The organism is Parasalinivibrio latis (assembly GCF_036825535.1).
Lineage (GTDB): Bacteria > Pseudomonadota > Gammaproteobacteria > Enterobacterales > Vibrionaceae > Parasalinivibrio > Parasalinivibrio latis.
Genome location: NZ_CP098812.1, coordinates 1304584 through 1329643, shown reverse-complemented (window position 1 = coordinate 1329643; position 25060 = coordinate 1304584). Strand labels below are relative to the sequence as shown.

Annotated in this window: 29 protein-coding genes, 3 tRNA genes and 1 pseudogene; 15 read left to right on the top strand and 18 right to left on the bottom strand. The window is 45.7% G+C overall.

Going from position 1 to position 25060, the window contains the following annotated elements; genetic code table 11:
* Positions 1 to 21 precede the first annotated feature (21 nt).
* On the bottom strand, positions 22 to 762 hold the full coding sequence (locus NF212_RS06440; protein WP_434359882.1) for a DNA/RNA non-specific endonuclease: 741 nt from the start codon (positions 760 to 762) through the stop codon (positions 22 to 24).
* Positions 763 to 790: 28 nt separating this feature from the next.
* On the bottom strand, positions 791 to 1354 hold the full coding sequence (locus tag NF212_RS06435) for an SOS response-associated peptidase (protein ID WP_434359880.1): 564 nt from the start codon (positions 1352 to 1354) through the stop codon (positions 791 to 793).
* Between the two features lie 804 nt (positions 1355 to 2158).
* On the opposite strand from NF212_RS06435, the gene NF212_RS06430 reads away from it, so the two are divergent.
* The 3 genes from NF212_RS06430 (at position 2159) to NF212_RS06420 (ending at position 4002) form a co-directional block, all read left to right on the top strand.
* A complete protein-coding gene (locus NF212_RS06430; RefSeq protein ID WP_102503315.1) occupies positions 2159 to 2713 on the top strand; it encodes a hypothetical protein in 555 nt (184 codons plus the stop codon).
* A 136-nt stretch (positions 2714 to 2849) separates the two neighbouring features.
* Entirely contained in the window at positions 2850 to 3251 is a 402-nt protein-coding gene (locus NF212_RS06425; protein ID WP_434359878.1) for a hypothetical protein, read from the top strand.
* 139 nt (positions 3252 to 3390) lie between these two features.
* Positions 3391 to 4002 (top strand): SLATT domain-containing protein, encoded by a 612-nt coding sequence (locus tag NF212_RS06420; RefSeq protein ID WP_434359876.1) that lies wholly within the window; start codon positions 3391 to 3393, stop codon positions 4000 to 4002.
* A 51-nt stretch (positions 4003 to 4053) separates the two neighbouring features.
* Here NF212_RS06420 and NF212_RS06415 read toward each other — a convergent pair.
* Positions 4054 to 4358, bottom strand: a pseudogene (locus NF212_RS06415) (nuclease domain-containing protein).
* Positions 4359 to 4446: 88 nt separating this feature from the next.
* Positions 4447 to 4641: a hypothetical protein gene (locus tag NF212_RS06410; RefSeq protein ID WP_434359874.1), complete on the bottom strand. Its 195-nt coding sequence runs from the start codon at positions 4639 to 4641 to the stop codon at positions 4447 to 4449.
* Positions 4642 to 5733: 1092 nt separating this feature from the next.
* Between NF212_RS06410 and NF212_RS06405 the strand changes: the two genes are divergently transcribed.
* The 5 genes from NF212_RS06405 to NF212_RS06385 all read left to right on the top strand — a co-directional run bounded on the left by NF212_RS06405 (position 5734) and on the right by NF212_RS06385 (position 8879).
* A complete protein-coding gene (locus NF212_RS06405) occupies positions 5734 to 6021 on the top strand; it encodes a hypothetical protein (RefSeq protein WP_434359872.1) in 288 nt (95 codons plus the stop codon).
* Entirely contained in the window at positions 6014 to 6493 is a 480-nt protein-coding gene (locus tag NF212_RS06400) for a hypothetical protein (RefSeq protein ID WP_434359870.1), read from the top strand. Before NF212_RS06405 ends, NF212_RS06400 begins: the two co-directional genes overlap by 8 nt.
* Positions 6494 to 6647: 154 nt before the next feature.
* A complete protein-coding gene (locus NF212_RS06395; RefSeq protein WP_434359868.1) occupies positions 6648 to 6926 on the top strand; it encodes a hypothetical protein in 279 nt (92 codons plus the stop codon).
* A gap of 226 nt (positions 6927 to 7152) precedes the next feature.
* Positions 7153 to 8079 carry a toll/interleukin-1 receptor domain-containing protein gene (locus NF212_RS06390; RefSeq protein ID WP_434359866.1) on the top strand — a complete coding sequence of 309 codons (927 nt, stop codon included), beginning with the start codon at positions 7153 to 7155 and terminating at the stop codon, positions 8077 to 8079.
* Positions 8080 to 8234: 155 nt separating this feature from the next.
* Complete coding sequence (locus tag NF212_RS06385) at positions 8235 to 8879, top strand: hypothetical protein (RefSeq protein ID WP_434359864.1); 645 nt, start codon at positions 8235 to 8237, stop codon at positions 8877 to 8879.
* Between the two features lie 57 nt (positions 8880 to 8936).
* Here NF212_RS06385 and NF212_RS06380 read toward each other — a convergent pair whose 3' ends face one another.
* The 7 genes from NF212_RS06380 to NF212_RS06350 form a co-directional block, all read right to left on the bottom strand.
* A complete protein-coding gene (locus tag NF212_RS06380) occupies positions 8937 to 9254 on the bottom strand; it encodes a nuclease domain-containing protein (RefSeq protein ID WP_434359862.1) in 318 nt (105 codons plus the stop codon).
* Positions 9251 to 9850, bottom strand: coding sequence for a DUF1367 family protein (locus tag NF212_RS06375; RefSeq protein WP_434359860.1), 600 nt, complete (start codon positions 9848 to 9850; stop codon positions 9251 to 9253). The genes NF212_RS06380 and NF212_RS06375 overlap by 4 nt, the downstream gene beginning before the upstream one ends.
* Before the next feature lie 84 nt (positions 9851 to 9934).
* Complete coding sequence (locus NF212_RS06370) at positions 9935 to 10309, bottom strand: hypothetical protein (protein WP_434359858.1); 375 nt, start codon at positions 10307 to 10309, stop codon at positions 9935 to 9937.
* Positions 10302 to 10928, bottom strand: a complete 627-nt coding sequence (locus NF212_RS06365) for a DUF6475 domain-containing protein (protein ID WP_434359856.1) — start codon at positions 10926 to 10928, stop codon at positions 10302 to 10304. The genes NF212_RS06370 and NF212_RS06365 overlap by 8 nt, the downstream gene beginning before the upstream one ends.
* A gap of 10 nt (positions 10929 to 10938) precedes the next feature.
* Positions 10939 to 11721: a hypothetical protein gene (locus tag NF212_RS06360; protein WP_434359854.1), complete on the bottom strand. Its 783-nt coding sequence runs from the start codon at positions 11719 to 11721 to the stop codon at positions 10939 to 10941.
* Between the two features lie 3 nt (positions 11722 to 11724).
* A complete protein-coding gene (locus NF212_RS06355) occupies positions 11725 to 12297 on the bottom strand; it encodes a hypothetical protein (protein ID WP_434359852.1) in 573 nt (190 codons plus the stop codon).
* Positions 12294 to 12518, bottom strand: a complete 225-nt coding sequence (locus tag NF212_RS06350) for a Cro/CI family transcriptional regulator (protein ID WP_082392422.1) — start codon at positions 12516 to 12518, stop codon at positions 12294 to 12296. Before NF212_RS06350 ends, NF212_RS06355 begins: the two co-directional genes overlap by 4 nt.
* 93 nt (positions 12519 to 12611) lie before the next feature.
* Here NF212_RS06350 and NF212_RS06345 point away from each other — a divergent pair, with 93 nt between their 5' ends.
* From NF212_RS06345 to NF212_RS06315, 7 genes are all read left to right on the top strand, one after another.
* A complete protein-coding gene (locus tag NF212_RS06345) occupies positions 12612 to 13313 on the top strand; it encodes a LexA family transcriptional regulator (protein ID WP_434359850.1) in 702 nt (233 codons plus the stop codon).
* A 215-nt stretch (positions 13314 to 13528) separates the two neighbouring features.
* A complete protein-coding gene (locus NF212_RS06340; protein WP_434359848.1) occupies positions 13529 to 13954 on the top strand; it encodes a hypothetical protein in 426 nt (141 codons plus the stop codon).
* Positions 13955 to 13963: 9 nt separating this feature from the next.
* Entirely contained in the window at positions 13964 to 14905 is a 942-nt protein-coding gene (locus NF212_RS06335) for a Rad52/Rad22 family DNA repair protein (protein ID WP_434359846.1), read from the top strand.
* Positions 14883 to 15872, top strand: coding sequence for a hypothetical protein (locus NF212_RS06330; RefSeq protein ID WP_434359844.1), 990 nt, complete (start codon positions 14883 to 14885; stop codon positions 15870 to 15872). The genes NF212_RS06335 and NF212_RS06330 overlap by 23 nt, the downstream gene beginning before the upstream one ends.
* Positions 15873 to 15944: 72 nt before the next feature.
* Positions 15945 to 16184, top strand: a complete 240-nt coding sequence (locus NF212_RS06325; RefSeq protein ID WP_434359842.1) for a hypothetical protein — start codon at positions 15945 to 15947, stop codon at positions 16182 to 16184.
* The gene (locus NF212_RS06320) at positions 16184 to 17203 is read left to right on the top strand and encodes a tyrosine-type recombinase/integrase (RefSeq protein WP_434359840.1); all 1020 of its coding nucleotides are present in this window, start codon (positions 16184 to 16186) and stop codon (positions 17201 to 17203) included. Before NF212_RS06325 ends, NF212_RS06320 begins: the two co-directional genes overlap by 1 nt.
* A gap of 388 nt (positions 17204 to 17591) precedes the next feature.
* Complete coding sequence (locus NF212_RS06315; protein ID WP_434359838.1) at positions 17592 to 18374, top strand: hypothetical protein; 783 nt, start codon at positions 17592 to 17594, stop codon at positions 18372 to 18374.
* 148 nt (positions 18375 to 18522) lie between these two features.
* On the opposite strand, the gene NF212_RS06310 is transcribed toward NF212_RS06315, so the two are convergent.
* The 7 genes from NF212_RS06310 to NF212_RS06280 form a co-directional block, all read right to left on the bottom strand.
* A tRNA-Leu gene (locus NF212_RS06310) sits at positions 18523 to 18609 on the bottom strand.
* An 82-nt stretch (positions 18610 to 18691) separates the two neighbouring features.
* A tRNA-Gly gene (locus NF212_RS06305) sits at positions 18692 to 18767 on the bottom strand.
* Positions 18768 to 18770: 3 nt separating this feature from the next.
* Positions 18771 to 18844, bottom strand: a tRNA-Cys gene (locus tag NF212_RS06300).
* Positions 18845 to 19031: 187 nt separating this feature from the next.
* Positions 19032 to 20234: an enoyl-ACP reductase FabV gene (fabV, locus tag NF212_RS06295; RefSeq protein WP_434359836.1), complete on the bottom strand. Its 1203-nt coding sequence runs from the start codon at positions 20232 to 20234 to the stop codon at positions 19032 to 19034.
* Positions 20235 to 20397: 163 nt separating this feature from the next.
* A complete protein-coding gene (locus tag NF212_RS06290; RefSeq protein WP_434359834.1) occupies positions 20398 to 22713 on the bottom strand; it encodes an acyl-CoA dehydrogenase in 2316 nt (771 codons plus the stop codon).
* A gap of 58 nt (positions 22714 to 22771) precedes the next feature.
* Positions 22772 to 23440 carry a TetR/AcrR family transcriptional regulator gene (locus NF212_RS06285; protein ID WP_434359832.1) on the bottom strand — a complete coding sequence of 223 codons (669 nt, stop codon included), beginning with the start codon at positions 23438 to 23440 and terminating at the stop codon, positions 22772 to 22774.
* Between the two features lie 530 nt (positions 23441 to 23970).
* The gene (locus tag NF212_RS06280) at positions 23971 to 24768 is read right to left on the bottom strand and encodes an NAD(P)H-binding protein (RefSeq protein WP_434359830.1); all 798 of its coding nucleotides are present in this window, start codon (positions 24766 to 24768) and stop codon (positions 23971 to 23973) included.
* Positions 24769 to 25060: the final 292 nt, after the last annotated feature.

The window sequence follows — 25060 nt, the reverse complement described above, 5'->3', positions numbered from 1 at the left end:
GCCATGATTGAAATGAGAAAATCAGAAACACCCTAGTAATCTCACTACGTGATTCCGACTTGAAAGAATTGGCAAACCGTAGGCCAACCTTCCTTTAATTGCAGCCAATGACACCAATTTACCGCAAAAGTGTTCGCTTCGAGAACTACGTTGATCCATAACGAACGCGGCTGAGTTACCGTGAATGTCGTAAACGACTTTATAAAATCCCGAAGGAATAACGTGTTCCTCATCCGCCTTCGGCAGACTGCCTATGTTGCCCTCATACAATGTACCTGTAACCACATACAGCGGCTCGCCGTAAACAACGGCTTTCCTGACAGCTTGTTCAAGATCTTCCCACGGTCCTTGGTTTAAATCTGATTTTTGCGGAGCGATATTGCTAATGTAGTTTGTTTCGTACCAATATTGATTCCCTGCAAACGCGGCTAAAGGGGCAAGATGACCTTTGTTCATCTTCAGCTCTTTGAATGCATCTCCATAGTCCCGATACTCCAAGACATCCTCACTGGCTATTATTGGATTGTTGCTCCAGTTTCTGCCCGGGCCAGGACCAAAGTTGGTCACGTTAACTTCATATGCTACCCAATCTGCAAATTTCGTTTTTGGGTTCATTGACAGCGCGTATATGTGGGTAAAGACCACATCATTCCCTGCTGCGGCCTCTGGGCAACCAAGTGGACAATGAACGGAGAGAACCTCAGCCTTTACCCATAAACTCAATGCGAGACTAGCCCAAAATATAAGCACTCTTTTGCCCACAATTTATTCCTTGTTTAGTAATGGAACATTAATTCCCTGAGATGTGCAGCTTCCCCTCATACTCCATTGATAACAGGGCACCAGCAGACTCTACATTTGGGCTCAACCATGATGTGAGATGATCTTGTTTAATGAGTAACGGCATACGGTGATGGTAGTACTCACACTGTCCATTAGGCTTTGTAGTAAGAGTAACTAAGTAGCGCCCTTCTAAAAAGATACCTGCCATCCATACAACTCCGTTGTCTGGGTCAGAAAAAAGGTATTTTTGCTTCTTGCCGGTATCATCCGCTTTCCATTCATACCATCCCGTACAGGGCACAATACAACGATGATGATAAAAGGCATTTTTGAAGGTAGGTTTAACTGAAACAGTTTCTGCCTGGGCATTAATCAGAGGCTTCTTTGCCCAGTGAGGTTTGTAACCCCAATTTAAAGCTAGCTGTTCTGGCTGATTTGCTGAACAGCGAATTACGTCAATGGGGTCGGTTGGTCTGAGATCAGTATTCGTTTTGGTATGAAATGGGATACCCAACGCATCTGTAATGAACTGAGCTAATGGATCATCAGATACATTTATCCTGCCACACATGGTTTTACATACCTGTCAAAGTCCCTAGTACTCCTATCCTATATTCAATAAACTAGAACACAACATCACCATCTTCTCCTCATCCGACAGCAACACAACCTCACCACATTCGCAGTAGCAAAGCCCGGTAAACGTATCGAACAGGAACGCTTCATCCTGGTGGCATTTGGGACAGTATATATCTGGCAGCATAAGCAAAGGTGTCATTGTTGTTTTGGTTCATTAAAACTGGGGATGGATTGGATTTGAACCTTGAAGGATGGGTGTTGGGAGTCATTCTGCCTTATGTGGAGTAACAGCCCCAAGATGTGACCACTTTATTAGACCAATATCGCATTATGAATGTTTCGGGTCGCATTCATTTTCCGAGCATATGTCTCAATTTTACTGATAACTCGATTAATATTCCAATTGATTAATGAGCAATCACTCACCTCACATTTCTAGACATTTCGCTGTTAAGCCGCTTCTCGCCTGCTTAAAATACACACCATGTGTCATATGACCACCACACTACTGTTGACTCTGGCTTTTGGGGCCATGACCCAAGGGCGGTAGCGTGGTTAAAACACTTGGTTATACGTACAGGAAAACCATTTAGTAGATTTTTGGAAGACTATCAGGCACCCGCCCGAAAACATGACTAAGACAATATTGAATATGTGGTTATCCCACTGAAATAAATAGATAAATTTGATTTTCGAGTTACATTGTAACGGAACTATACGGCAAATATCTGGTAGAAAAACGTGCGCGATTCCTTCTATTAAATTGTTATGTGTTTCATCAAATTTGGAGTAAACCTTGATTAATGTAGTACTTGGTATTCTATTTGGATTTACAGCTACTATTTGGTATGTAGCCTTAGACTTAAATTGGGACTTTAATCATTCGCTTTCAGTAAATATTGTCATTGCGATGGCAACTATTGTTGCAACAGTAATCCACTTTGACTCTCAAAAGAAACTTAGAAAAGATAGAATTTGGGATACGAATAAAACAGTTTTACTTGAGTTAGCACATGCTCTATCTGATGTGATTAAGGCTACTGAAGATGAGATCCACAATATACATTGTCAACTTGATGGTGATGAACAGATCGAGGTTAAGCCATATGTGTTTAAAAATATCAATGACAAAATCGATTATGCGCTATCAGTATATCGCCCCCTAATGGATTCAAACCTCATTGATGCTATTCAACAGCATAATGAGCAGGATAAAGAAATTACTCGCCAAGTTAATTTTGAAGATCTAGAACATTTGGATGCTTATGAAACAATGCTGTCTGAGCATAAAAAGCTCTACAACGAACTGCTAAAGTTTATGGGTGAAATCAGTGGTATAAAAAACACATAACACATATGAACCCTTCTCCGGTCAATAAGCAATAGCATTCTTTTAGCTGCATCAACAGCCAATACTCTCAATCAACAAAGTGCTAAAAAATCGGGGAGCTTCCTTCTATTAAATTGTTATAAGTTTCGGAGAAAACATGCCTAAATATTTGGTTTCTAACATTGAAAATCGACGCCATATAAAGATATATGGTACGGGTGCTTTCTTTGACTTACAGAGCTCTCAGCATGGGTGGGACAAATTTAGTCAAATTCAAGTTGGTGATAGCGTTTATGTTATAAACAAAAATAGAAACGTAGCAGTGGAGTACGAAGTAACAGAAATTAAAGACAATCTATTACTAGAAGTAGACCCAGTTTGGGGACACAAAGTTATCGCAATGGAAGGTGGTAATACACGCGTGCTGTTTGGTAAACCTTTAAAGCGAGTCGATCAAGAATATTCTGCTTTTGTTAAACAGAACCAAATTTTAAGTAGCAAAATTAACCAACAAACAGGTTTGATGCTTCAGGGTTTCAACTGCGCAGACTTTGAGTAAACGTATAACACATATACTCACTATCCGCTCAATGTTGGCTGTGTCAGTAGCCATAGTTTTTAAGCATCAAAACCGTTGAAACAAATCCTCATGAGAAGGAATCCCTGTCATTCGTTGTGAAGCTAGAGGAAATTTGTAATTGAGAGAGCTAGACAATCACGTTGAGGAGCTGTTACGTCGAGTTAAGATGACAACATCTTCACGCTACGGAGCAAGTTTAAGGCTTAGGTTTCACCATCGCCTATCTCAATGGACTGTGGCATTTATTTCGATTGCTTTATTGATTATACCTATGGCGCAAGCTTGGGGTTTGTCTATTGGGATCGATAATCAGCAACTAAATTTCATTCAGTCTATTTTAGCTGTCTTAGTTCTTGTTTATTCGCTGTTGTTGGGGCAGGAGAATTTTATCTCTCGATCGGAAGCAATGCAGAGAAATGGTATAGAACTTGGGAAGTTTGCTCGTAAACTAAAACCTTACATTCAGTCTTGTTCTGATCAAAAATATACTGAGCTGAATGAAGAGTATTACGCTATTTTAGAGAAATATGATAACCATGAGATTGTAGACTATTATGCAACGAAGCTAGAAACTAAACCTAAAAAATTAGCTGACCACTTAGGTTATTCGTGGTTTTTCTTAAAATTCTGTATGCACCAAATTAAAGGGTTAATGTTGTATTTTCCAGCATGGGTCTTTGTTGGTTATGTGCTTTATATCGTGTTCAAATCACTTAACCCCGCTTCATAAGACACATGAGCCCTTCTCTGATCAATAGAAAATAGCACTCATGTGGCTGCATCAGCAGCCAAAGCTCTTTCCCAACCTCCGGTTCCAGGTTATATACAATCCCTGTAGATAAAACCGTTCCCTTTCCCCTGGCATCCAATCAAACGGTACCCGCCCATCAATCACATCATGGCAGGCGCTACAGCAGTCCACTGCAAACCAATCGTCTGACTTGTAAGCCATGCCATGTATCGGACTGGGTAGGTGCGCCAGCAATTGTGGTTACACACACCCGGTATCTGCAACGAGCAGGGTTGCCCTTTGGCTGCTTCACGCCATTGGGAAGACCTGAACGCCTTTTGCTTTGATGTGCTCATGCGAACCCCAACTGCTTACTTCCCATATCCTGAGGTAGTCTAAACTGGAGTTTTTGTCCCCTAATTGCAGGGGAACCCAGTGAAAAAATCACTCACAACAAATTGAGGACTTCACACATTCCTTTTCAGAAGCCTCCATCAACACCACCCTCCCCTCATCCGACAGCAACACAACCTCACCACATTCGCAGTAGCAAAGCCCGGTGAACGTCTCGAACAGGAACTCTTCATCCTGGTGGCATTTGGGGCAGTAGATATCTGGCAGCATAAGCAAAGGTGTCATTGTTGTTTTGGTTCATTAGAACTGGGGATGGATTGGATTTGAACCTTGAAGGATGGGTGTTGGGAGTCATTCTGCCTTATGTGGAGAAACAACCCCGAGAGGTGACCACTTAATTAGACCTATATCGCATTATGAATATCATAAGCTGCATTCATTATCCGGGTGGATATCTCCATTTTACTAATAGTTATGTCAATGTTCCAATTGTTTATTGACTAATCACTCACCTCACATTTCTAGACATCTCGCTTCAAAGCAGCAGTCCCTCTCCCTACAATATGCACTATGCATCATAAGGACATCACACCGTGCTGACTCTGGCTTTGGGGCCATGACCCAAGGGCGGTAGCGTGGTAGAAATGAGTGGTTATACGTACAGGAAATCCGTTTAGCAAAATTTCGGCAGACTATCAGACACCTGCCCGAATACATGACTAAGACAATTTTGAGTGTGTGGATATACCACTGAAATAACGAAATAAAACCGAACATGTCGTTACATTGTAACGGAACTAAACGGCAGAATTCCGGTAGAAAAACGTGCGCGGCGCCTTCTATCAAATTGTTAGCTTACCAGTTCAACTTGTTGACTATATTCGAGTTTTATATAGAATTATGCCCTAGTGGATTTAGGCAGAGGTTTGGAGTTCAATTCTCCACTTCAGCACCCTGGACATAATAACCGGACTCACTTTTGTAATTATCACACTAAATTACATCAACAATTTGTTAGTTTCACATCCGACAAATAAACGAGGAGGTTTTATGGAAAGATTCGTTCAAAACGTAAAGTATTTCGCTTCAGCAGTAGTAAATGGGGTGAGTGCGGTTTGTTCTGGTGTTGTCGCAACTGGTGTAACTTCAGGGTTGAACCTAGAGAGTGTAAGCTCTCTGGGCTTCTTCCTAAGTCCACTCATTCCTACCAAGTTCGTCACCAGCCATTAACCCCGTAAGCTAACAAACAATTTAAGAGTGATTCAGCACGCGTGGCATTTTTGCCATGCGTTGGTTTTTGGTGTTGAAGTGCCATGCAGCAGCTTAGCCATTGCGTGCTTCACACCTTAATTGGGCGTTAGGCATAAGGAGAAAATAGTGAATATTCAAGAACTAATTGATAGGGCAAATAGCCTCGAACATCAACTTTATATCAAGTACTCGCTAGTTACTCATCCTCAAGTAAGTGACATTCAGAATTGGGTTAAACGTACTGAAGCCTACATGTCTGATGGTGAGTCATTGGAAGCAGCATCTTGTAAAGCTGCTTTGGAGGCTTTTGAAGTTGACCCTCGTATTATCCGTAAGTCTCAAACAGATACAATTGAAGCACTATTAGCTATGGCAAAAGCAAAAGTGGATGAAGAGACAAAAAACGATGGATGATACTACTCTAAAGATAATTGTACCGATCATCACATTCATTTTGGGCTTTGCCGCCTCCCGGTTGACTATGTCCAAAAAAGAGCATTTTGATAAACAAACAAAGACATTAGAAATTTCAAATCAACTGGACTCTGATATTACTGCCGCATTTCAGGAGTACCAAAAAGCACTGGGTAAATTCATTGATGCCGAGAGGCGGACATTAAGTGAGTTTCTTGAAGTAGAAAGCGCTGGTGTGACTTACTTCCAAGCTCTTAATAATGCAGCTTCTGCTGTTCTATCGGGCATTCTTTCACATGAGTCTTTTAAGCATACTCACTTGCCTAAGGTGATAGATGGGTACTACCGAGCAATTCCTAAACATTATGAAACTCTAAATCACATAGCCGATCAGTGTGGTTTGGAGTATTCAGGAAAGTTTAAACTAGAGAACTATCAGACAATACATAATGCGTTGGAAAAATATGCCTAACACATATGAGCCCTTCTCCGGTCAATAAGCAATAGTATTCTTTGGGTTGCGTAAAAAGCTAATGCTTTCGAACAACAAAGCTTTCACCTTCCTGCTGTCACCGTCACTACATGGTCATTCGTTAGGCGACCTTTTAGATAATTAAGGAGTAATAATGAAATATAGATTAGGTTTGAGAGAGATTACTGAAGCTGATGTAAATGCAGAGTGTCCATTTATGCCAGAACCAGAAGATTACCAAATGCATGTGGCGGCTTTCGCTGATGACTTTAATCTGTTCGAAATTGTTGAAAGCGTAGTCGTGGAAAATAATAGTTTGATCATCAACTTAACTGAGGGGGTTGATATTGAACAACTACGACAAGCAGGTATTTCAATACATCAAAACTACTGGGACAAGTTACGAACAACAGGTTTTGAAATGATCGCCTAACACATATGGGCCCTTCTCCAGGCATCCATTCAAAAGACACCCATCCGATAACATGACTAAAACAATCTTGAGTACGTGGATATACCACTGATATAACAAGATAAAACCGAACATATCATTACAATGCGACGGAACTAAACGGCAGAATTCCGGTAGAAAAGCGTGCGCGGCGCCTTCTATTAAATTGTTATGTGCTTCAGCACCATTATTAATCAAATGAGGATATATGAACGGAATTGAAAAAATTGAGTTTCTTGAAAAGCTCGGTGTTGAACTGCAATCACGAATGACATTTGATGAAATTGATATGTATTTTTCAGGGCATAAAATCGACCTAAAAAATATGAACCCAAACACTAACAGTAAGCGAGTCTACGCCAAAGATGTACTTGCAAAAGTTGATGAAGATGTGTTGTTTAAAATCGCAAGTGAGTTGGGTGTTGATTCCCCCTCTTCGACTAAGAGTGTGGAAAATGCGACATTCTGGAAAGCTGGTCACTTTCGTCTATTTTTAAGCCATTTAGCAACATTCAAAGTCCAAACATCTCGCCTTCAATCTGCTTTACGACGTTATGCAATTTCAAGTTTTGTGGCGCATGAAGACATCGAGCCGACAAAAGAATGGCAAAGTGAAATTGAGGCTGGCTTGCACACAATGGATGCTCTAGCTGCAATTTTGATGGATGGTTTTAAGGAAAGTAACTGGTGCGATCAAGAAGTTGGGGTAGCAGTTGGGCGTGATGTTTTGATTATCCCTGTACGTAAAGGACTAGACCCATATGGTTTCATTGGGAAATATCAGGGTATTCAAGCCGCTAATAAAAGCGTTGCTGAAGTGGCTGACGCAATTTTCAGAACATTAGTAAAATCACCGAAAACCAATGCCAAAATTCTTTCAGCTCTATCAAGTGCAATAAGCCAAGCAACGGATGTTGAAGATGCATTGGACAAAGTCAGAATCATGAAGTCTATCGATAGTATTCCGACTGAGATTTTAGAAAATCTAAAGCAGCAAGTGTCAGAAAATAAAATTTTAGTCGAATCAATTGACTTTATTAACTCGCTTAATAGCATGCTATTTAAATTCAATGTTCAAAAAATTATTCTATTTTCTCAACCTAAGCAAGAAGAATTGGATGATATTCCGTTTTAGAACAGCACATAACAAACGCTTTAAGACGGATTCGCAACGCGTGGCATTTGTGGTTTGCAGCAAATTTAGTGATTTAGGTGGTTTGCAGAAACATCACATTGCGTTGCTCACCGCTTAAGCGAGCGTTATAGCTAAGAATTAATTATGGAGATAAATTGAAAATTTCTAAATATCTAAACAAGAACAACATCATCTGGTGTTGCCTGCTAGTGCTTGTTTACTTGGTTACACATGGTTTTGCTAATTTCGGAACGATTCATTACACGGACAACTTGCTGCCTGAGTTTACCGGCGTGTTTTTTGAGCTGTTTGTAGTATTACTTGTGTTCAACAAGTGGCAAGAGCATGAAGACTCAAAACAAAAGATTGCTAAAGAAAAGCGTCTGAGAGAGTTTCTAGTTTTCATTATAAATGAGTTCGCCAGTTTTAAATCGATGCCAAAAGAGTTCAGTTTCTATGGTTTAGAACACACCCAAAATCAAACCGTGCTCAATAGATTAAAAAACGAATTTTCAAATAGTCAAAGCACACCAAGTGATTTTCGTCATAGTTTCATACAACATTGTAAAATCGACATTGATGCATTAACTGCACTTTTACCTGTAGCTGCTGTTTTATCTGAAGAGCATTTTAAATCATGGGCACGTATAGTTTTCTACATCAAAAAGTCCGCCATGCTCGATATTCGTCATCCTGAAGATTTTGAAATTTTTGATGAGCATATTGTAAAACTGCTAGATTATATCAGGCGCTTCGATAAGGCATCGTTTGACAACAAAATATATCATGGTGCAATTTAGCCATAACACATATGAGCCCTTCTCCAGTAAATAGGCAATAGCGTTCTTTTGGCTGCGTCAGCAGCCAATGCTCTCTCCTAGCCTCCGGTTCCAGGTCAGATATAATCCCTGTAGGTAAAACCTCTCCCTTTCCCCTGGCATCCAATCAAATGGCACCCGCCCATCAATCACATCATGGCAGGCACTACAGCAGTCCACGGCAAACCAGTCGTCTGACTTGTAAGCCATGCCATGCATTGGGCTGGGTAGGTGCGCCAGCACCGTAGTCTCCGGGTCGTGGTTACACACTCCCGGTATCTGCAACGAACAGGGTTGCCCTTTGGCAGCTTCACGCCATTGGGCAGACCTGAACGCCGTTTGCTTTGGAATACTCATGCGAACCCCAGCAATTGGTTAACCGCCGCATCCACCTCCGACTCATGCCGGAAGTTGCGGTACAGAATATGGTTCCAGATAACCGTGAAAGCCGCCTGATACAGCTCCCGAAACTCACTGTCATCCATACTGGCAAAGGCAATGCTCTTGGCCTCCTTGCGGATAATGCCGTTTGGCAGCACCGTCACATCAAAAAATCCCGCCTCAATCGCCACCCACCTCCGGTAAGCCTCGAAAGACTTCTCTGCTGTGATGTGGGCGCGCCGCAGTGCCACCGCATCCATGTAGTGGTTAGCCAGCGACTCAAACACATCGAACTTCCCACCCTGCTCCCCCAGGTAATGTGCGAACCCTTCCAGCAGCTTGCGCTCTGTTGGTGACAGCGTCCCACCTGTCGGTTCCCAATAATCAAAACCAAGGTTTAACAGGGCAAAGAATTTGCGGTGGAAAAACGGGTTCCGCACTTCCTTTGGCTTGGGGAATTCCAGCACTGCCCCTACCCTTTTGGAATTAAGGAAAGCTTCTTCGTTCTCAGACATTGGGGCCAGAACAAGGCCCCTCGCTTTCACGAATGACAGGTTACCGTTCGTTGTCATCCTGCCCTCCCCGTATAGCAATCGCCCCAAACCAAACCGTCCAGCTAACCAAGCAGGCTATCGCGTCCCACTCCAATAGTTCCATCATGCGGCCTCCCTGGATTTCTTCGTGCTGGCCTTTTGGTACTTCTTACGCTCCAGACACATCATCACAATCTCATCCGGTGGCCTGAATGAATGCCGCCACATCTTCAACCCGTTTATCCGGCAGTACGCCAGAACGTCTTCAAGGAAAAAGTCGGGTATCCCAGTCTTGTACCAGCGCAGCCTGATGGTTTCTTCTTCCAGCCCAAAGGTGTCGCTGAGCTTTCGGATAATCATCTGCTCCCGCAAAGGCGTGTAGCTCCGGTAGTTGACGATCACCACCTGCCGGACAAATGCCCTCGCTGCCTGAGTCTCCAGCTCCTTCCGCATCGCCAGGTATTCAAGATCATCCTTCGATAAGTCAGATTTAAACATGCTCTCCCCCTTCTTTCGGTTGGAGTAATGCGGGTCCCATGGACAAGGAAGGTTTCCTGCCATTGGCGAAGGTCACCCGGCACTTTTTCTTGTCACCAAACGGAATGGGCGGGTCTACGTCCTTCCCACCAGCAGAATTTGTCGTCTCGGACAGACCAATCAGTTTTTGCGGGTAAGAGCTTGGCGGGTTGAACAGGTATGCCCGGTACCGGTTCTGGAATTCGTTTCCCCTGAAGGGCATTTCAGGCTCTTCGGTCTGGCAGAGCTTTGACCAGCCACCCATGTCAGTGACCACGGCATGGATTAACGGGTCTGGAAACACCACGGAGTTGTAACCTCCCACTGTGCCTATCGCGGTTTGAACATCCGCCCAGGCAATCAATGCCCTGTCTTTGCTGGTACCACCCAGCAGCTTAATGATGTCCGCTGGCTTTGGGGCGTACTGCCCTTCATCCGGGTTCTGAACATGCTTGTCCAACGCCTCGTCCACCGAGGTAAAGTCAAAGTGCTTCAGCGCCCGCCACCATGTACCAATCACCCCTTTCGAAATGCTGCGCTGGTAGATCGCCAGCACTTCGGTTAATCGTGTCGCAAACTGGTCCGCATCGGATTCACGCATATCCCTGCCCTCATGATGCCTGGTCGTAAACGTTGCCGAACTTTTCCTGGAGCCATTCCGAAACCACCTGGGCGTTACGCGCTTCCAGTGCTTCCTGACGGTTCATCGCAGGCTGCGACGAAGATGCAAAACGCTCAGACCTGGATAGCCAATTGCTGACAAAGCGCCTCATGCCTCTCAGGGTTTTCCGTCTCGGCGGGTTGGCATTGAGCCATTGGGCTGCTTTGGCAAGCTCTGCCCTGACATTCACCTGGGGGAAAGCGTTGGTCAGCTCTGAAAGGTAGTCATCGGTAACGGGGAAGTACTCCCCGCTTTTTGACAGCAGGTGGAAAGCGGCGGGGTCATCGGCGCTTTGCGCGCACGTTTTATTGGTCCTGTTCAGTGTTTGTTTATATTCAGTATTTAGTAGTGTCGGCTCAGCCTGATTAGGCTTAGCCTCATCAGGGTCAGCCGTATCAGGCATTCCCTCATCGGGGTTTTCCTTATCAGGCTTATCCGGATGAGGCTCATCATGCACCGTGTAAGTCACCTTGCCACTGGCATGCTTTTGAACATGAACAAACCCGGCATGTTTGAGCTCCTTCAGGATGTTGTAGAGCCCTTCCCGTCCGGTTTTCTTGGATGTCCCTTCCGTGACCTTCACCAGGTGGTCCACACTCACCGTCCAGTCATCAGGTTTCGACAGGAGATACGACAGCAAGCCCATAGACTGGAAAGAAAGCTGGTTATCAGCAAAAACGGCGTTACTGATTATGCTGAAATGATTGGGGCGTTTGACTCGGATGATACTCATACCTCACCTCCCATACTTCTCGTCAATCAGACGAAGCGCGCTAAGGTTCGTGGCAATGGATTCACGCAGTTCCTGAATCGCTTCCCGGACCTTTTCATGGTTGGGGTTCTCCCCCAGTTGAAGCAGTGCGATTTGAGCCTCTGAACCTTCTTTGATCATCGACTCCGTCATCTTCGACGGATCCAGTCGGCAGAATTCAGTGGCGATAGCTTCAGCACCAAAGAACATCCCGCAGTCGCCATAGACTTCGTTAAGGTAGGAAGCCCGAATATCAGGTGGCATGGCAGCAACGATTGCCTGCTCGACAAAGAAAAGGCGGCTTGGACTTCGCTTGGATCCGTTGTCCATAAAGCCCAGCCAACGAAAGATCTTTTGACGATTTGTAGCGACATCAGTGAAGACATCACCGGTATCCATGAAAAAGATGTCTTCAACCTGAAGTGCTTTATCCAGATCTAACGCCCTGAAACTCTCAACAATCTCCTGAGCGACGACAGACTGGCTCATTCCGTTACGCTGTAGCCACTTTGAAATGTACTTGTGAAGTGTCATCAGGCGGTGTTTTTGAGGGGTCATTGGCACTGCTCCTGTCTGAGTTTATGCTGCGTACTAAGCTCAATTTCTTCTAACCAAGGGTCTAAGAACTTCAGCTTTCCTTTCGTCATCCGTTCAATTCGATATGCGGTCAAAGGAGGTACATCATCAGGCCAGTTAGAAATGGTTGATCGATGAATTCTTAGGGCTCGAGCTGCTTTTGATTGACTACCGTAGTAGTCGATCACGTCCTTCTTTTTCATGAACACCTCCCGTTGCCACGATTAAACAAAATTTAATCTATTAAACATTCTATGTCTAGGCGGTTAAACAAAATAATGTTTAACATGTAAAACATGGAGACTTCAGAACTGATTAACCAGTACATGGTTAAGCTCGGCTTAAAGCCAGCAGACATTGTTAAGAGAGTGGGTGTATCCAGAGGGACGGTTTCTCTTTGGAGAAATGGTCTGTCTAGACCAAAAGGTAGAAATCTCTTTAAGCTTGCAGAAGTACTTGGCCTCGATGCCAAGGATCTTGATGAAGGTATTGAGACACCGACTAAACGCCCTATTGTCGAGAATGCGTCTATCGTTGGTCGAATAGAGGCTTGGGATAGTTCATCAGAGCCGGATGAAGATGATGTCGATCTTCCTTTTTTGGCAGATGTGGAATTAGCTGCCGGGGACGGTACTTTCGATCCGCTAGAACATACCACCTATAAACTGAAGTTCGCTAAATCGACACTGAAACGTGTTGGTGTTCCTATTACCGCAGCAGTTTGTGTAAAAGTCTCAGGAACCAGTATGGAGCCTGTCCTACCCGACGGTTCAGTGATTGGTGTAAATACGTCTGCTGCCGATATTGTGGACGGTAAAATGTATGCCATAAATCACGATGGCCTCCTACGGGTAAAACTTATCTACCGTCTGCCTGGGGGTGGTATCCGATTACGCAGCTACAATACTCAAGAGTATCCAGACGAATCCTATTCATTAGAGGAAAGCCAGCGGATCCGGATTATTGGGAAGGTTTTCTGGTCTTCTGTATTGTACTAACTTTCTGAACTATCAATAATTCTTCAAACCCGCTCACTGCGGGTTTTTTGTTATCCTCTGAAAATATGTTTAATCAATTAAACATTTTGTTTGACCGAAATGTTTAATGCGTTAAACTAAAATCCAATTGATATGAGTCTTAACGTTTAATTCATCAAACTGAATACATGTCGGAGAAGTGTTCGTACTCCACGCTTGCGAAGAGGAACAGCACCATGTCTTATCAATCAAACCAACCATGCGCCACCGTTATTGCCATGAACAATCACGACCGCCAGGTCTGCGCACAGGAATCGTGGGACAACCTGCTCGATGCCTACATGGAACGGTGTGGCGATGACATCCGGTTCGGCAATGAGGTCTGTGGCCTGAACTACGAAGATGACTTCATTGACTACCTGATCAACGACTTCCAAAACGGGAACATGACAGCGGTAGTCGCTATCCTTCGCGCCCTGCACAATTCAGACCTTAAACACCGCCAGTCCGACTACATCCAGAACGCCATGTTTTCACAAATCCTCATTGAGGAAGCGTTCAATGACTTCATCCAGTCCCACCGCAGCAAATTCGAAATAGGGCTGACCAAACAGCTTGAAGAAGAAAACATTGAAGCCGCTTTCGACGCTGGCTGGATGTAAGGCTCAGTTATGTGTCTCCAAGAAAAACTCTCCGCCATGTTCCCGCCCGAAGATATTGAGTGGCGGGTACAACAGGCAGGCATATCGGGTGAAAACCCCTGGGTAATGGCAGTGCCTTACATCACTGCCCGGGCTGTCCAACAGCGGTTGGATGATGCCGTTGGTGTCTTTGGCTGGGAAGTCGAGTACAGGGACATTCGCTCAGGCAATGAAATCATCGGCGTGGAGTGTGGCATCACCCTGTACCTGGAAGGCAGGAGCTTTACCAAATGGGATGCGGCTGAGTTTGGTACCCGCCGCAACATCGATGCGGTAAAGACTGCCCGCTCTACCTCCATGAAACGCGCCGCTGTCCAGTGGGGTATTGGGCGCTACCTCTACCAGATGGAAACCACCTTTGCGGAATCTCGCAAAGCAAACGGATACAAGGATAAGCGTTATGGCAACATCCATGTCCACCGTGAAAAAGGCAAGCCAGACAGGTATATCGACTGGCGCGAGCCGACACTGCCCGCATGGGCAATCCCGCAGCGTGACTACGAAGAATTTCTGTCCGCCATGCTTGGTGCCAACACAATGGATGAACTTTCCAGGGCGTTCTCTGAAGCGACCAAGGCAGCCAAGGCGTCAGGCGACCGGGAGCTGTTGCAGAAAGTCATCAAGACCAAGGACGAGAAGAAACAACAGCTCATCGATTACGCTGCTGAACATGAGCAAACCGTTCTTTCTGACATAGAAGCCAAGCTACAGGAATCAATCGCCGTCCTGCCAGAGATGCCAAGCAAGGCAACGTTGGATAACGCTTACCGCCTGGCTGTCGACCTGGCGACCGAAAAAGCCGAGGAATTCGGTGTTTCCCCGGCAAGCCTGATTCAACACATTGGCGACGTTTACCGGGATGCCAAAAGCAAACTCGAGGGAACCGACCATGAAACAGCTCACCACACTTAACCAGCTCCGCACCTTAGAGAAAGAAGAAGCCATTGAGCTCCTGACCGACATCAGCAGTATCCGCCCTCTTCTGGATGCCATCCGTACAGAAGCTTCCAGTGAAGTGCCGGACGTGGAGACTCGTAAGGGACGTGAACGAATTGGCGCGCTGGCGCTCAAGGTCAGCAAAAGCAAAACCACTCTGGTTGATTCCATCAATGGGCTGATTGCCTCCAAGGAGGACCAAATCAAACGGGTTAAAGCCACCCGCAAGCAGGTGGAAGATGAGCTGAACAGCTTGCGGCGTGAAGTGTTAAAGCCCAGAACGGAATGGGAAGCGGAGCAAGCCAGGCAGGAAGCTGAAGCCAGGGACGCTATCCTGGCCCGGATTGAAAACATCCGTCAGGTTGCCCAGCTAAAAGGAACAGAAACCAAGGATGAACTGACCGAACTGTCAAACGCCATCAATGACATGCCTGTTGATGCCGAGCAGTTTGGCGAGATGATTTCAGACGCACTCACTGCCAAACAAGACGCGCTCCAGGCAGTAAACGATGCCCTGATTGAAAGGGTGAAACAGGATGCCATGGCTGAGCAGGTCCGCCTTGCCCGGATAACTCTGGATATCAGCAGTATCAGCTCCCTGCCCTCCCAGTACCTGGACAGCACGAAAGATGAAGTGTTGATGGCAATAATCCAGTTGGAGAAAACCGACATCACAGAGGCGGAATTCGGTGACAAAGTGGAAGAAGCGATATCAGCCAAGAATGCCGCCCTTCGTCAGCTAAAGTTGATAGAGCAGCATGCTGAAGATGCCCCGCCAGAAGAAGACACCGTCATGGTGGAGATCGAGCAGCACACCCTTACCCAACTTCAATACCGCAGCTATGCGCTCAGCCTGCTGGAAGATGATGACCCGGATATCTGGGACATGATTGAAAAGCTCGAGCTTGAATCAGAGCCGTTTGTTGAACCACTGCTGAGCTGAATCCGACGTAACTCAATCAAGTTACTTCGGCTGATGTAACTTTGTTTCAAAGCACCCAGGGAGGTACACAGCATGGACATGAACCTTTGCCGCCCACTCACCGCGGAAGAACTTTACCTGGTGACAGGGTACAAGAGCTCCAAAGAACAACTTCGCCTTCTCAGGAGTGCGGGAATATTTGTCATTTACCGAAAAGCGACCAATTCTGTATTTACGAATTGGTGGCATATCATGCATCCCAACATTGCCAATCAGCGCATCGTTGAGGAAAAACCGGATGCCCCAATCCCTAATTTTGAGGCAATCATGTAATGGCAGGTAGGAAGCGCAGTAAAGAACACGAATGGATGCCTTCTCGAGTTTACCAAGGACGAAGTGCCTATGAATGGCGTCCTTCTTCAGGCGGTGTCATTCGTCTTTGTGGGCTCGAAGCTGGGCACGAAGAAGTATGGAATGCTTACAAACAAAAATTACTGGAGTTTGAAAAGAATCTTTACATTGAAGCGTTGATTGAGAAATTTTTCATGAGTACCGACTTCGAAGATCTGGCTCCAGCCACACAAGTAGACTACCGAAAATACTCAAAGAAAATCATCCCTGTCTTCGGAAGGATGGCTCCGGATAGCGTCGAGCCACAACATATCCGTCGCTACATGGATATCAGGGGCAGGCACTCAAAAGTCCAGGCTAACAGGGAGAAAGCTTTTTTTTCACGTATGTTCAGGTGGGCTTACGAAAGAGGGTATGCAAAACGAAACCCTTGCCAGGGAGTCAGGCAGTTCAAGGAAGTTGCCAGGGACCGGTATGTTACTGATGCCGAGTACGAAGCTGTCTACCAGCACGCCTGCCCTGTCGTTCGTGCCGCCATGGAAATCAGTTACCTTTGCGCTGCGCGTCAGGGAGATGTCCTCGCGCTTAAAAAGTCCCAACTGCTGGAAGAAGGTATTTTCATACAGCAGGGCAAGACCGGGAAAAAACAAATTAAAGCCTGGACCCCTGCACTGCGAAAAGCAGTCAGTGAGTGCGATGAAGCATTTGGGAATAACAGTATCTTTGTTATTCACCAGTCAACAGGAAAGCAGTATTCCCGAGATGTTTTCAGTCACCGATGGAGCAAAGTAAGACAAATTGCCCGAGCGGCAACCGGACTACCCTTGGATTTCACCTTCCATGACCTCAAAGCGAAGGGAATCAGTGATTATGAGGGCAGTGTACAGGACAAGCAGATATTTTCGGGACACAAAACAGAGCGACAGGTCTCAACATACAATCGCAAAGTGGAAGTAGTCCAAACCCTTCAAAAAGATATTGGACGGCACAAAAAGAAATAGTCTTCAAATGTATCAAATTAGGTACAACATTGCTTTATTCAAAACCAGATTAAGATTAGCTAAGGCTGTCTAATTGTTTTGAAGCGTTTTCAGCTCAGAACACTGATCGGACATTCACATAGACTAACACATTATATACCAATTCCTTTTTCCAATTGTCATCGGACTTAAAACTAAACATCTCTCTTAGTCGCATTTTTCAGACGTATATTAACACTCACATAGTATTACCTTCATAACACACACGGCAAATCATTTTCAGCTCAGGATAGGTTTGATTTTTAACGGGGAAATATCGTAGTTTCTTCCACCGTTCTGTTTCCAAATACGCCATAGAGTCTGAAAAAACTTGACATATTCAATCAACATTTAAGTGAATGGTGAAATCATGGAAGGAAAACAAAAGTCTTCCGGAATACTTGGAACCATAGGAGCATTAGCGGGAATCTTGGCAGGGTTAGTTGCTGTCATAGCTGCAATATTTGGGGCATTTATTTTCATTGAAAGTAGATACGTAAGTAACAAAGATCCTGAATTTGTGCTTTTTAAAGAGAAATACGAGGAAAAGTTAAGTAAGTTAATTGAGAGTAACGAAATAACACTCAACAGAGAAATAGAAAAATTCCATGAAAAAGCATTGAAATTACAAAATGAAATGACAGAAAAACTTCATAAATCCCAGGCGACTTATGCTTCTATCCAAGGCCAAGAGCAAGCAGCAAAAGAAGCCGTAAATAATATAAAGAAATATCCAGGAAAAGTTTTATCTGTTTCCCATATTGGTGGTAACGGTCCAAATAATGAACTAGATGATGGATTGTTACAGACGAAAAAACTTTCATTTGAAAAGCTTAGGGACGACACAATATTGAGAATTAATTATGTTGACAATACTCGAGTAACAGGCAACCAAAAGGGGTGTCGGTGGGCAGTTAATTTAGATGGGAACAATAGTTGTGGAAATGTAATGCTTTATGCAGACCGACATGATGCAAATCATTCAAATGTCCATTCAAATACCAGCATAACTGGTTACTGTCCCAACATTAGTGCAGGTGAACACGAAGTTACGGTACATGTGTCTACTGTCCCTGGATTAGCCGCTTCAAATTGTTATACGGGTTGGGACAATTCTGCTTGGCTTATTGAGGTCATGGAAATAATTGAATAAAAATATCAGGAGTAGAAAAGGAAATTGTATAGAAAAATGAGCAGCCGGGATTTGGCTTGAAAATCTATTTTCTGAACCATTTTCTGAAAATGGCACCATGCACAAAAAAGGCCACTTTTGAAAGTGGCCTTAAATGCTTGAATTTTAATGGTGCCCCGAGCCGGACTTGAACCGGCACAACGCGAACGTCGAGGGATTTTAAATCCCTTGTGTCTACCAATTCCACCATCAGGGCACGCAATTCTTGATTGCTATGGTAAGCACCATTAACAAATTGTCTTTCTCATGCCCGGTTAAGTTACCGAACCTGAATAATTTGGAGCGACACACGAGGTTCGAACTCGTGACCTCAACCTTGGCAAGGTTGCGCTCTACCAACTGAGCTAGTGTCGCAAATGGAGGCGCGTCCCGGAGTCGAACCGAGGTCCACGGATTTGCAATCCGCTGCATAGCCACTCTGCCAACGCGCCATTAAGGAGGTATTCCCCTCTCAACGAAGATGCATTCTACATTAGTTTTTCACTGTGTCACGTAGAAAATGCAATTCTCTGTTTCAACTGCTTTTTATTCAGCCAAAAATGATAAATATCACACAATGTGGTTTTCAAACGTCCAAAAAAACCGGCTTACGCCGGTTTTTTTACACCAATACTGGATTTAGAAATCCTTTACGTCGAACTCAACAACCGGATTTACATCAGCTTCGTAGTCTACGCCAGCGAGACCAAAGCCGAACAGTTTCATGAATTCGTCTTTATAAAGCTGGTAGTCGGCAATTTCAAACAGGTTCTCATTGGTTACCTGCTGCCATTTCTCCATGCAGTCTTTCTGGATCTCTTCACGAAGTTCCCAGTCATCCAAGCGCAGACGGTTGGCTTCATCTACTTCCGCAGCAGAACCATCAGCTTTGTACATACGCTGGCGCATCAGGCGGTTAATTTGCTCGATACAGCCTTCGTGGACACCCTCTTCGCGCATCTTTTTGAACGACAGAGCGATGTAAAGAGGCATCACCGGAATGGCAGCACTTGCCTGAGTGACCACACTCTTCAGTACGCCTACATTCGCTGAGCCGCCTTTAGCTGACAGTTGGTCATTAAGGGCTGTTGCCGCACGATCCAAGTCCATCTTGGCCTGGCCGATAGTACCGTTCCAGTAGATAGGCCAGGTGATTTCAGTACCGATATAGCTGTAAGCAACTGTTTTGCAGCCGTCTGCCAATACACCGGCTTCAGACAATGCGTTGATCCATAGCTCCCAGTCTTCACCGCCCATTACCTTAACGGTATTGTCGATTTCTTCCTGGTTAGCGGGTTCGATGGTCGCTTCAATCAATACATCTTTATTGGTATCTACCGCGGTAGCCGTGTAGGTTTCACCAATCGGTTTCAGGGTTGAGCGAACCAGTTCACCTGTCTCTGGCATCTTACGTACTGGCGATGCCAGCGAGTAAACCACCATATCCACCTGGCCGAGATCGGCTTTGATCAGGTCAATAGTTGCCTGCTTGGCTTCGTGGGAGAACGCATCACCGTTCAGGCTTTTGGCATACAGGCCTTCTGCCTTGGCAAATTTGTCAAACGCTGCAGTGTTGTACCAGCCTGCAGAACCCGGCTTTTTCTCCGTTCCCGGTTTTTCCAGGAATACACCGATTGTCGCTGCGCCGCTGCCAAATGCTGCAGTAATACGTGAAGCCAGACCGTAGCCGGTAGAGGCACCGATCACCAGTACACGCTTAGGGCCGTTTTCAATTGTGCCTTGAGCTTTGGTGAACTCGATTTGTTCCTTTACGTTAGCTTCACAGCCAACAGGATGCGTTGTAGTACAGATAAAACCGCGAATTTTTGGTTTGATAATCATCTTCTAAGTCCCTTACAAAGCCGGGAAAGGTGATAAACGTGCGCATAGTTTCGCGTTTTTCTCACTGAAAATCAGCCTATTTGTTTACAGGTTGGATGAGTTAAAAATGAAGAACAAAAAAACACCGTGGCCCGCACGGTGTTTTTATCTTTGTCAGCAGTTATCAGGCAGCTTCTGTGGTCGCTTTGGTTCGACGCCGGGACGGTTTTTCCACCTTCACCTGTGGCGCTTTGTTTTGAAACCAGGATGGTTCAAATTCATCGACCTGGACTGCACGATATCGCAGCGCATCCGCTTCTTTCATTTGATTGACTTCAGCTTCGGTCAGTACACCTGCCTCCAGCGCAAGGGATAGGCGTTCAAGCAGCGGGCCCTTACGAGGAATCAACCCGTCTTTCGCCGCCTTACCCATTTTCTTCTCTATTCCACGGGCTTCGTACATTGCCAGGAATGCGCGCTCCATGATTGCAACCGGATCATTGTCCTTCTCACCCACATAGCAAAGATGTGTCAGGCGCTCACGGTGAGCCCCCGGCGTCATGGTCAGTTTTGCCACTTCAACACAAAGTTCATCCGATGGTGCTTTATAGTGAATACCCAGCGGGAACAGCAGCCCCTTCAGCAGCGGGCCAACACCTTTGCGTGGGAAGTTTCCGAAGATTTCCTTAAACGCCACACCACACTTGTACAAGCAGTACTGCAGTGAATAATGAACCATCGGCAAATCACTTTGCTGGCGGCCTTCATCCTCAAAGCGCTTCAATGTGGCGGAAGCCAGGTAAAGGTGGCTCAGTACATCGCCCATACGTGCTGAGAGCATTTCACGGCGCTTGAGCTCACCACCCAGGGTCAGCATCGCAAAGTCTGCTGCAACGGCTAACGCACGGCTCATTCTGGACAACTGGCGGTAATAGTCTGCAGTTTCACCACTGACTGGAGACTTGTTGAAGCGAGAACGGGTAAACGCGTTGACCAACGCCTTACTCACATTCCCTACGGCAAAACCAATGTGTTTGAACAACAGGCGGTCGAAATCTTTTGCCCCTTGCTCGGTATCGGGGTTAGCTGCAGCCTCCATCTCTGACAGGACATAAGGATGGCAACGCGTAGCACCCTGCCCGAAAATCATCAGGTTCCGGGTGAGGATATTTGCCCCTTCAACGGTAATCGCAACCGGAATACCAAAGTAATGATGGCCAAGGTAGTTCATGGGGCCAAGCTGGATAGCGCGGCCGGCATGAATGTCCATAGCGTCATTCAACAGGGTACGTGCGGCTTCCGTCATATGGTATTTAGCAATTGCCGTTACAATGCCCGGCTTCTCTTTCAGATCCAGGGATGTGGTAGTCAGTGTACGTGCGGCTTCCAGCATATACGTCATACCACCTATACGGCCCAGCCCTTCTGCGACACCTTCAAAGGATCCGATGTTGACACCAAACTGACGGCGTACGTAAGAATACGCACCGGTGGTACGGGCGGTAAGGTGTGCAACCGCTGTTCCCAGCGCAGGAAGCGATATACCACGGCCGGATGACAGGCATTCCACCAGCATACGCCAGCCCCTGCCAACATAGTCCTGGCCGCCGATAACCCAACTCATTGGAATAAAGACGTCATCACCACGAGTCGTTCCGTTCATAAATGCCATATCCAGCGGGTTATGGCGGTTCCCGATTTCGACTCCCGGGTGATCAGCCGGAATTAACGCACAGGTAATACCGATATCCTTCTGTTCACCAATGAGGCCATCCGGATCAGAAAGCTTGAAAGCAAGGCCCAGCACTGTAGCAACCGGGGCAAGCGTAATGTATCGCTTGTTCCAGCTGACCCGGATACCCAGCACTTCCTTCCCTTCGTGCTCTCCATAACAAACCACTCCGGCATCGGGGATACCGCCGGCATCAGATCCGGCTTCAGGGCCGGTCAGCGCAAAACAGGGAATGTCATCGCCGTTAGCCAGTCTGGGCAACCAGTAATCTTTCTGCTCCTGTGTACCATAATGGGAAAGCAATTCCCCTGGCCCCAGAGAGTTAGGAACCATCACGGTGACCGCCGCACTCAGGCTACGGGTCGCGATACGCGACACAATGGTTGAGTTGGCATGGGCAGAAAATGCCAGGCCTCCGTACTCTTTAGGGATGATCAGCGAAAAGAATTTTTCCCGACGCAGGTAGGTCCATACCTCTTCAGGCAGATCTCTCTGTTTTTGGACAATCTCAAAATCATCAAGCATTGCCAGGAGCGTTTCGACCTGGTTGTCCAAGAAGGCCTGCTCATCTTTGGCGAGGCGGGGTTTGGGATAACTCAGCAAGGTTTCCCATTGCGGCTTGCCTGCAAACAGTTCGCCGTCCCACCAGACACTCCCCGCTTCCATCGCTTCACGCTCAGTGGCAGACAATGGCGGCAGTACCTTTTTAAACATTTCAAATGCACGGTCGCTGATATGGCGACGGCGCCAGGATTTTTGAGAGCTCATAGTTCAGGTCCTTTTGTCGGGTATCTCGTTATTAGAATTATATTTTTTTATTGTTCTGTTATTGGCCGGACGCCTTCCCTACCAAGCCTATAGATGGCACAGCGGGTGCTGCGACACCAGCAGCAAGGTACGGCACAAGCCGGTCAACAATGTCTTTGATTTCTACTTTTTTATTGAAATCGCTTTCTGCGATTTCTTTCAGTGCATCGCTCGATGCCATGGTAAATACCGTAGCACCCAGCGTGAAATGGAGCCTCCAGAACAGGGATTCCGGATCCAATGACGGGTTCGCCCTTCTTACTGCCTGGGTAAACAGTGCCAGGACTTCTTCATAGCGAGTCGTGATAAACCAGCGAAGGTGTCCTTGCACGTCGGTGTAGCCGCGACCTATAAGCAACATAAAGCGGGCTGCGCCATTTGCCCGGTAGCTGTCAAGTTCAAGCAGGGGATGGCGGACACAGGAGAACACATCATCCATGGTGAACTCTTGCTGTTCGAGAAGCAGCACCAACTCCCCTTTTAGAGAAGGCATAAACTGCTCGAGATAACGGCCAAGAACAGAACGAACCAACGTTTTCTTGTCACCAAAGTGATAGTTAACAGAAGCCAGGTTCACGCCAGCCTTACTGGTGATAGTGCGCAGAGAGGTGTCATTAAACCCGTGCTCAGCGAAGAGCAGCTCAGCGGCATCCAGAATTCTTCCCTTGGTATCTCCTTTCGCTGCCATTTTCATTCACCTGTATTAAACACATGTTTGAATGCTACATCCCATTAGCATTTTTAACAAGATGAAAATATCAACATCAGAGTAACAACAGGACAACAGTCACACGAGGCTTCGTAACCCATTGATTACTATGAACATGAATTCATGTGTGCTCATTTGAATAAAAAAATTAAAATTTTTGGGAACTCTGGCTTTTATGTCCGGTCATATTTAATGCCACTGCTTTTTCTTAAGAAGATTGTCTTCTAAATGCCGCTGCATCATTTGATGGGCGGTTTTTTTTATCTCTGGCAACAGGGCGTTAGACGGGAAAAAGAGAAGTGAGATTTTTTTGAAAAAAATATGAACTCTTCGGGATATGCCCTGTCCTACTTAATAGATGATGAAACGGCCGCTTACTGCAGTTTCAGATTTGTTCATTGCTGCTATTGCTTGAAACTCCTTTATTTGTTTCTCTATTTCTTTTCAGCCCACGATGTTTTCGTGGGCTTTTTCTTTATATACAGCTACATACCCCATAATTCACTATGTTAAAGCATGTCATATGGGGACGGATACTTAAGTGCCAAATTGAGTATTTCAAGTGTCCTTGAGGGGTCAACCACTTTCGCATTCTGTCCACCGGGTTCAAACACCGGCTTTTCCAGTCCAAGTCTTTCGGCTCCCCAAGTGTAGTAGCTATTGCGGGTCGGGTTTTCCTGCGCACTAAGGTGCAAAATCTCCCCCCACACCCCCAAGTCCAAAATCTTAATAATCGCCTCAATAACATCTTCCCTGTGAACCAAGTTGACTGGCTGTTCTCCGTTTGTCAGTTGCCTGCCTGCCAAAAACTTCACGGGGTGGCGGTCTTCACCGATCAACCCGGCAAGACGCAGTATGGTTGCTCTGCCTCCAAAACACTGTTGAATGGCCTTTTCTATCTCCAGGTGGGCCATTCCAGATTGAGTTTCCGGTACCGGTACCGTACTTTCTGTCACAGTACCAAGCGGTTCACCGTATACGGACGTGGTGCTTATAAACAGCAAGTTACACTCACTATTCATTGCCATCCTTTCCAACCAGCCTTTCATTCGCTGGGCAAACGCTTCTCCATTAATGTTATTGCGCCCTGGAGCGATGTTCACAATCACTACATCACTGGTGAAATAAGCAGGGTCTGCCTTTTCGTTGTTGGCAAGGTCAAAAACAAACCCTTCTATACCCCGGTCAACCAGAGCGGCGGCTGCGGCCCGCTCCCTTTTGCTTCCCCTTACTGAATCTCCCCGGATGACCAGCTTTTCCGCCAATGGCAAGCCCAGCCAACCACATCCACACACAGTCACTTTCATCTTTTTCCCTCAGACTTTCAGCATCACAGGAAACTGCCTACACCAGTAGGAAACTCGGCAAATTCGACATGACACGCAAATTTTTGTATTGTTTTACCAGTTCTTATCCTACATCCATCCTGAACGCGATTCACAATTCGATGTGACTCAAAGCACCTATATGAAAATTCCATCCGTATTTTTGTAATTCAGTAACTAAACCGTGAATGGTCGCAACTTTTTTTTGTTGTGCAAACACTACACTTAATCCCACAAATGAATAAGTCAGTTTCGAAAGACTCATAAGAAACAA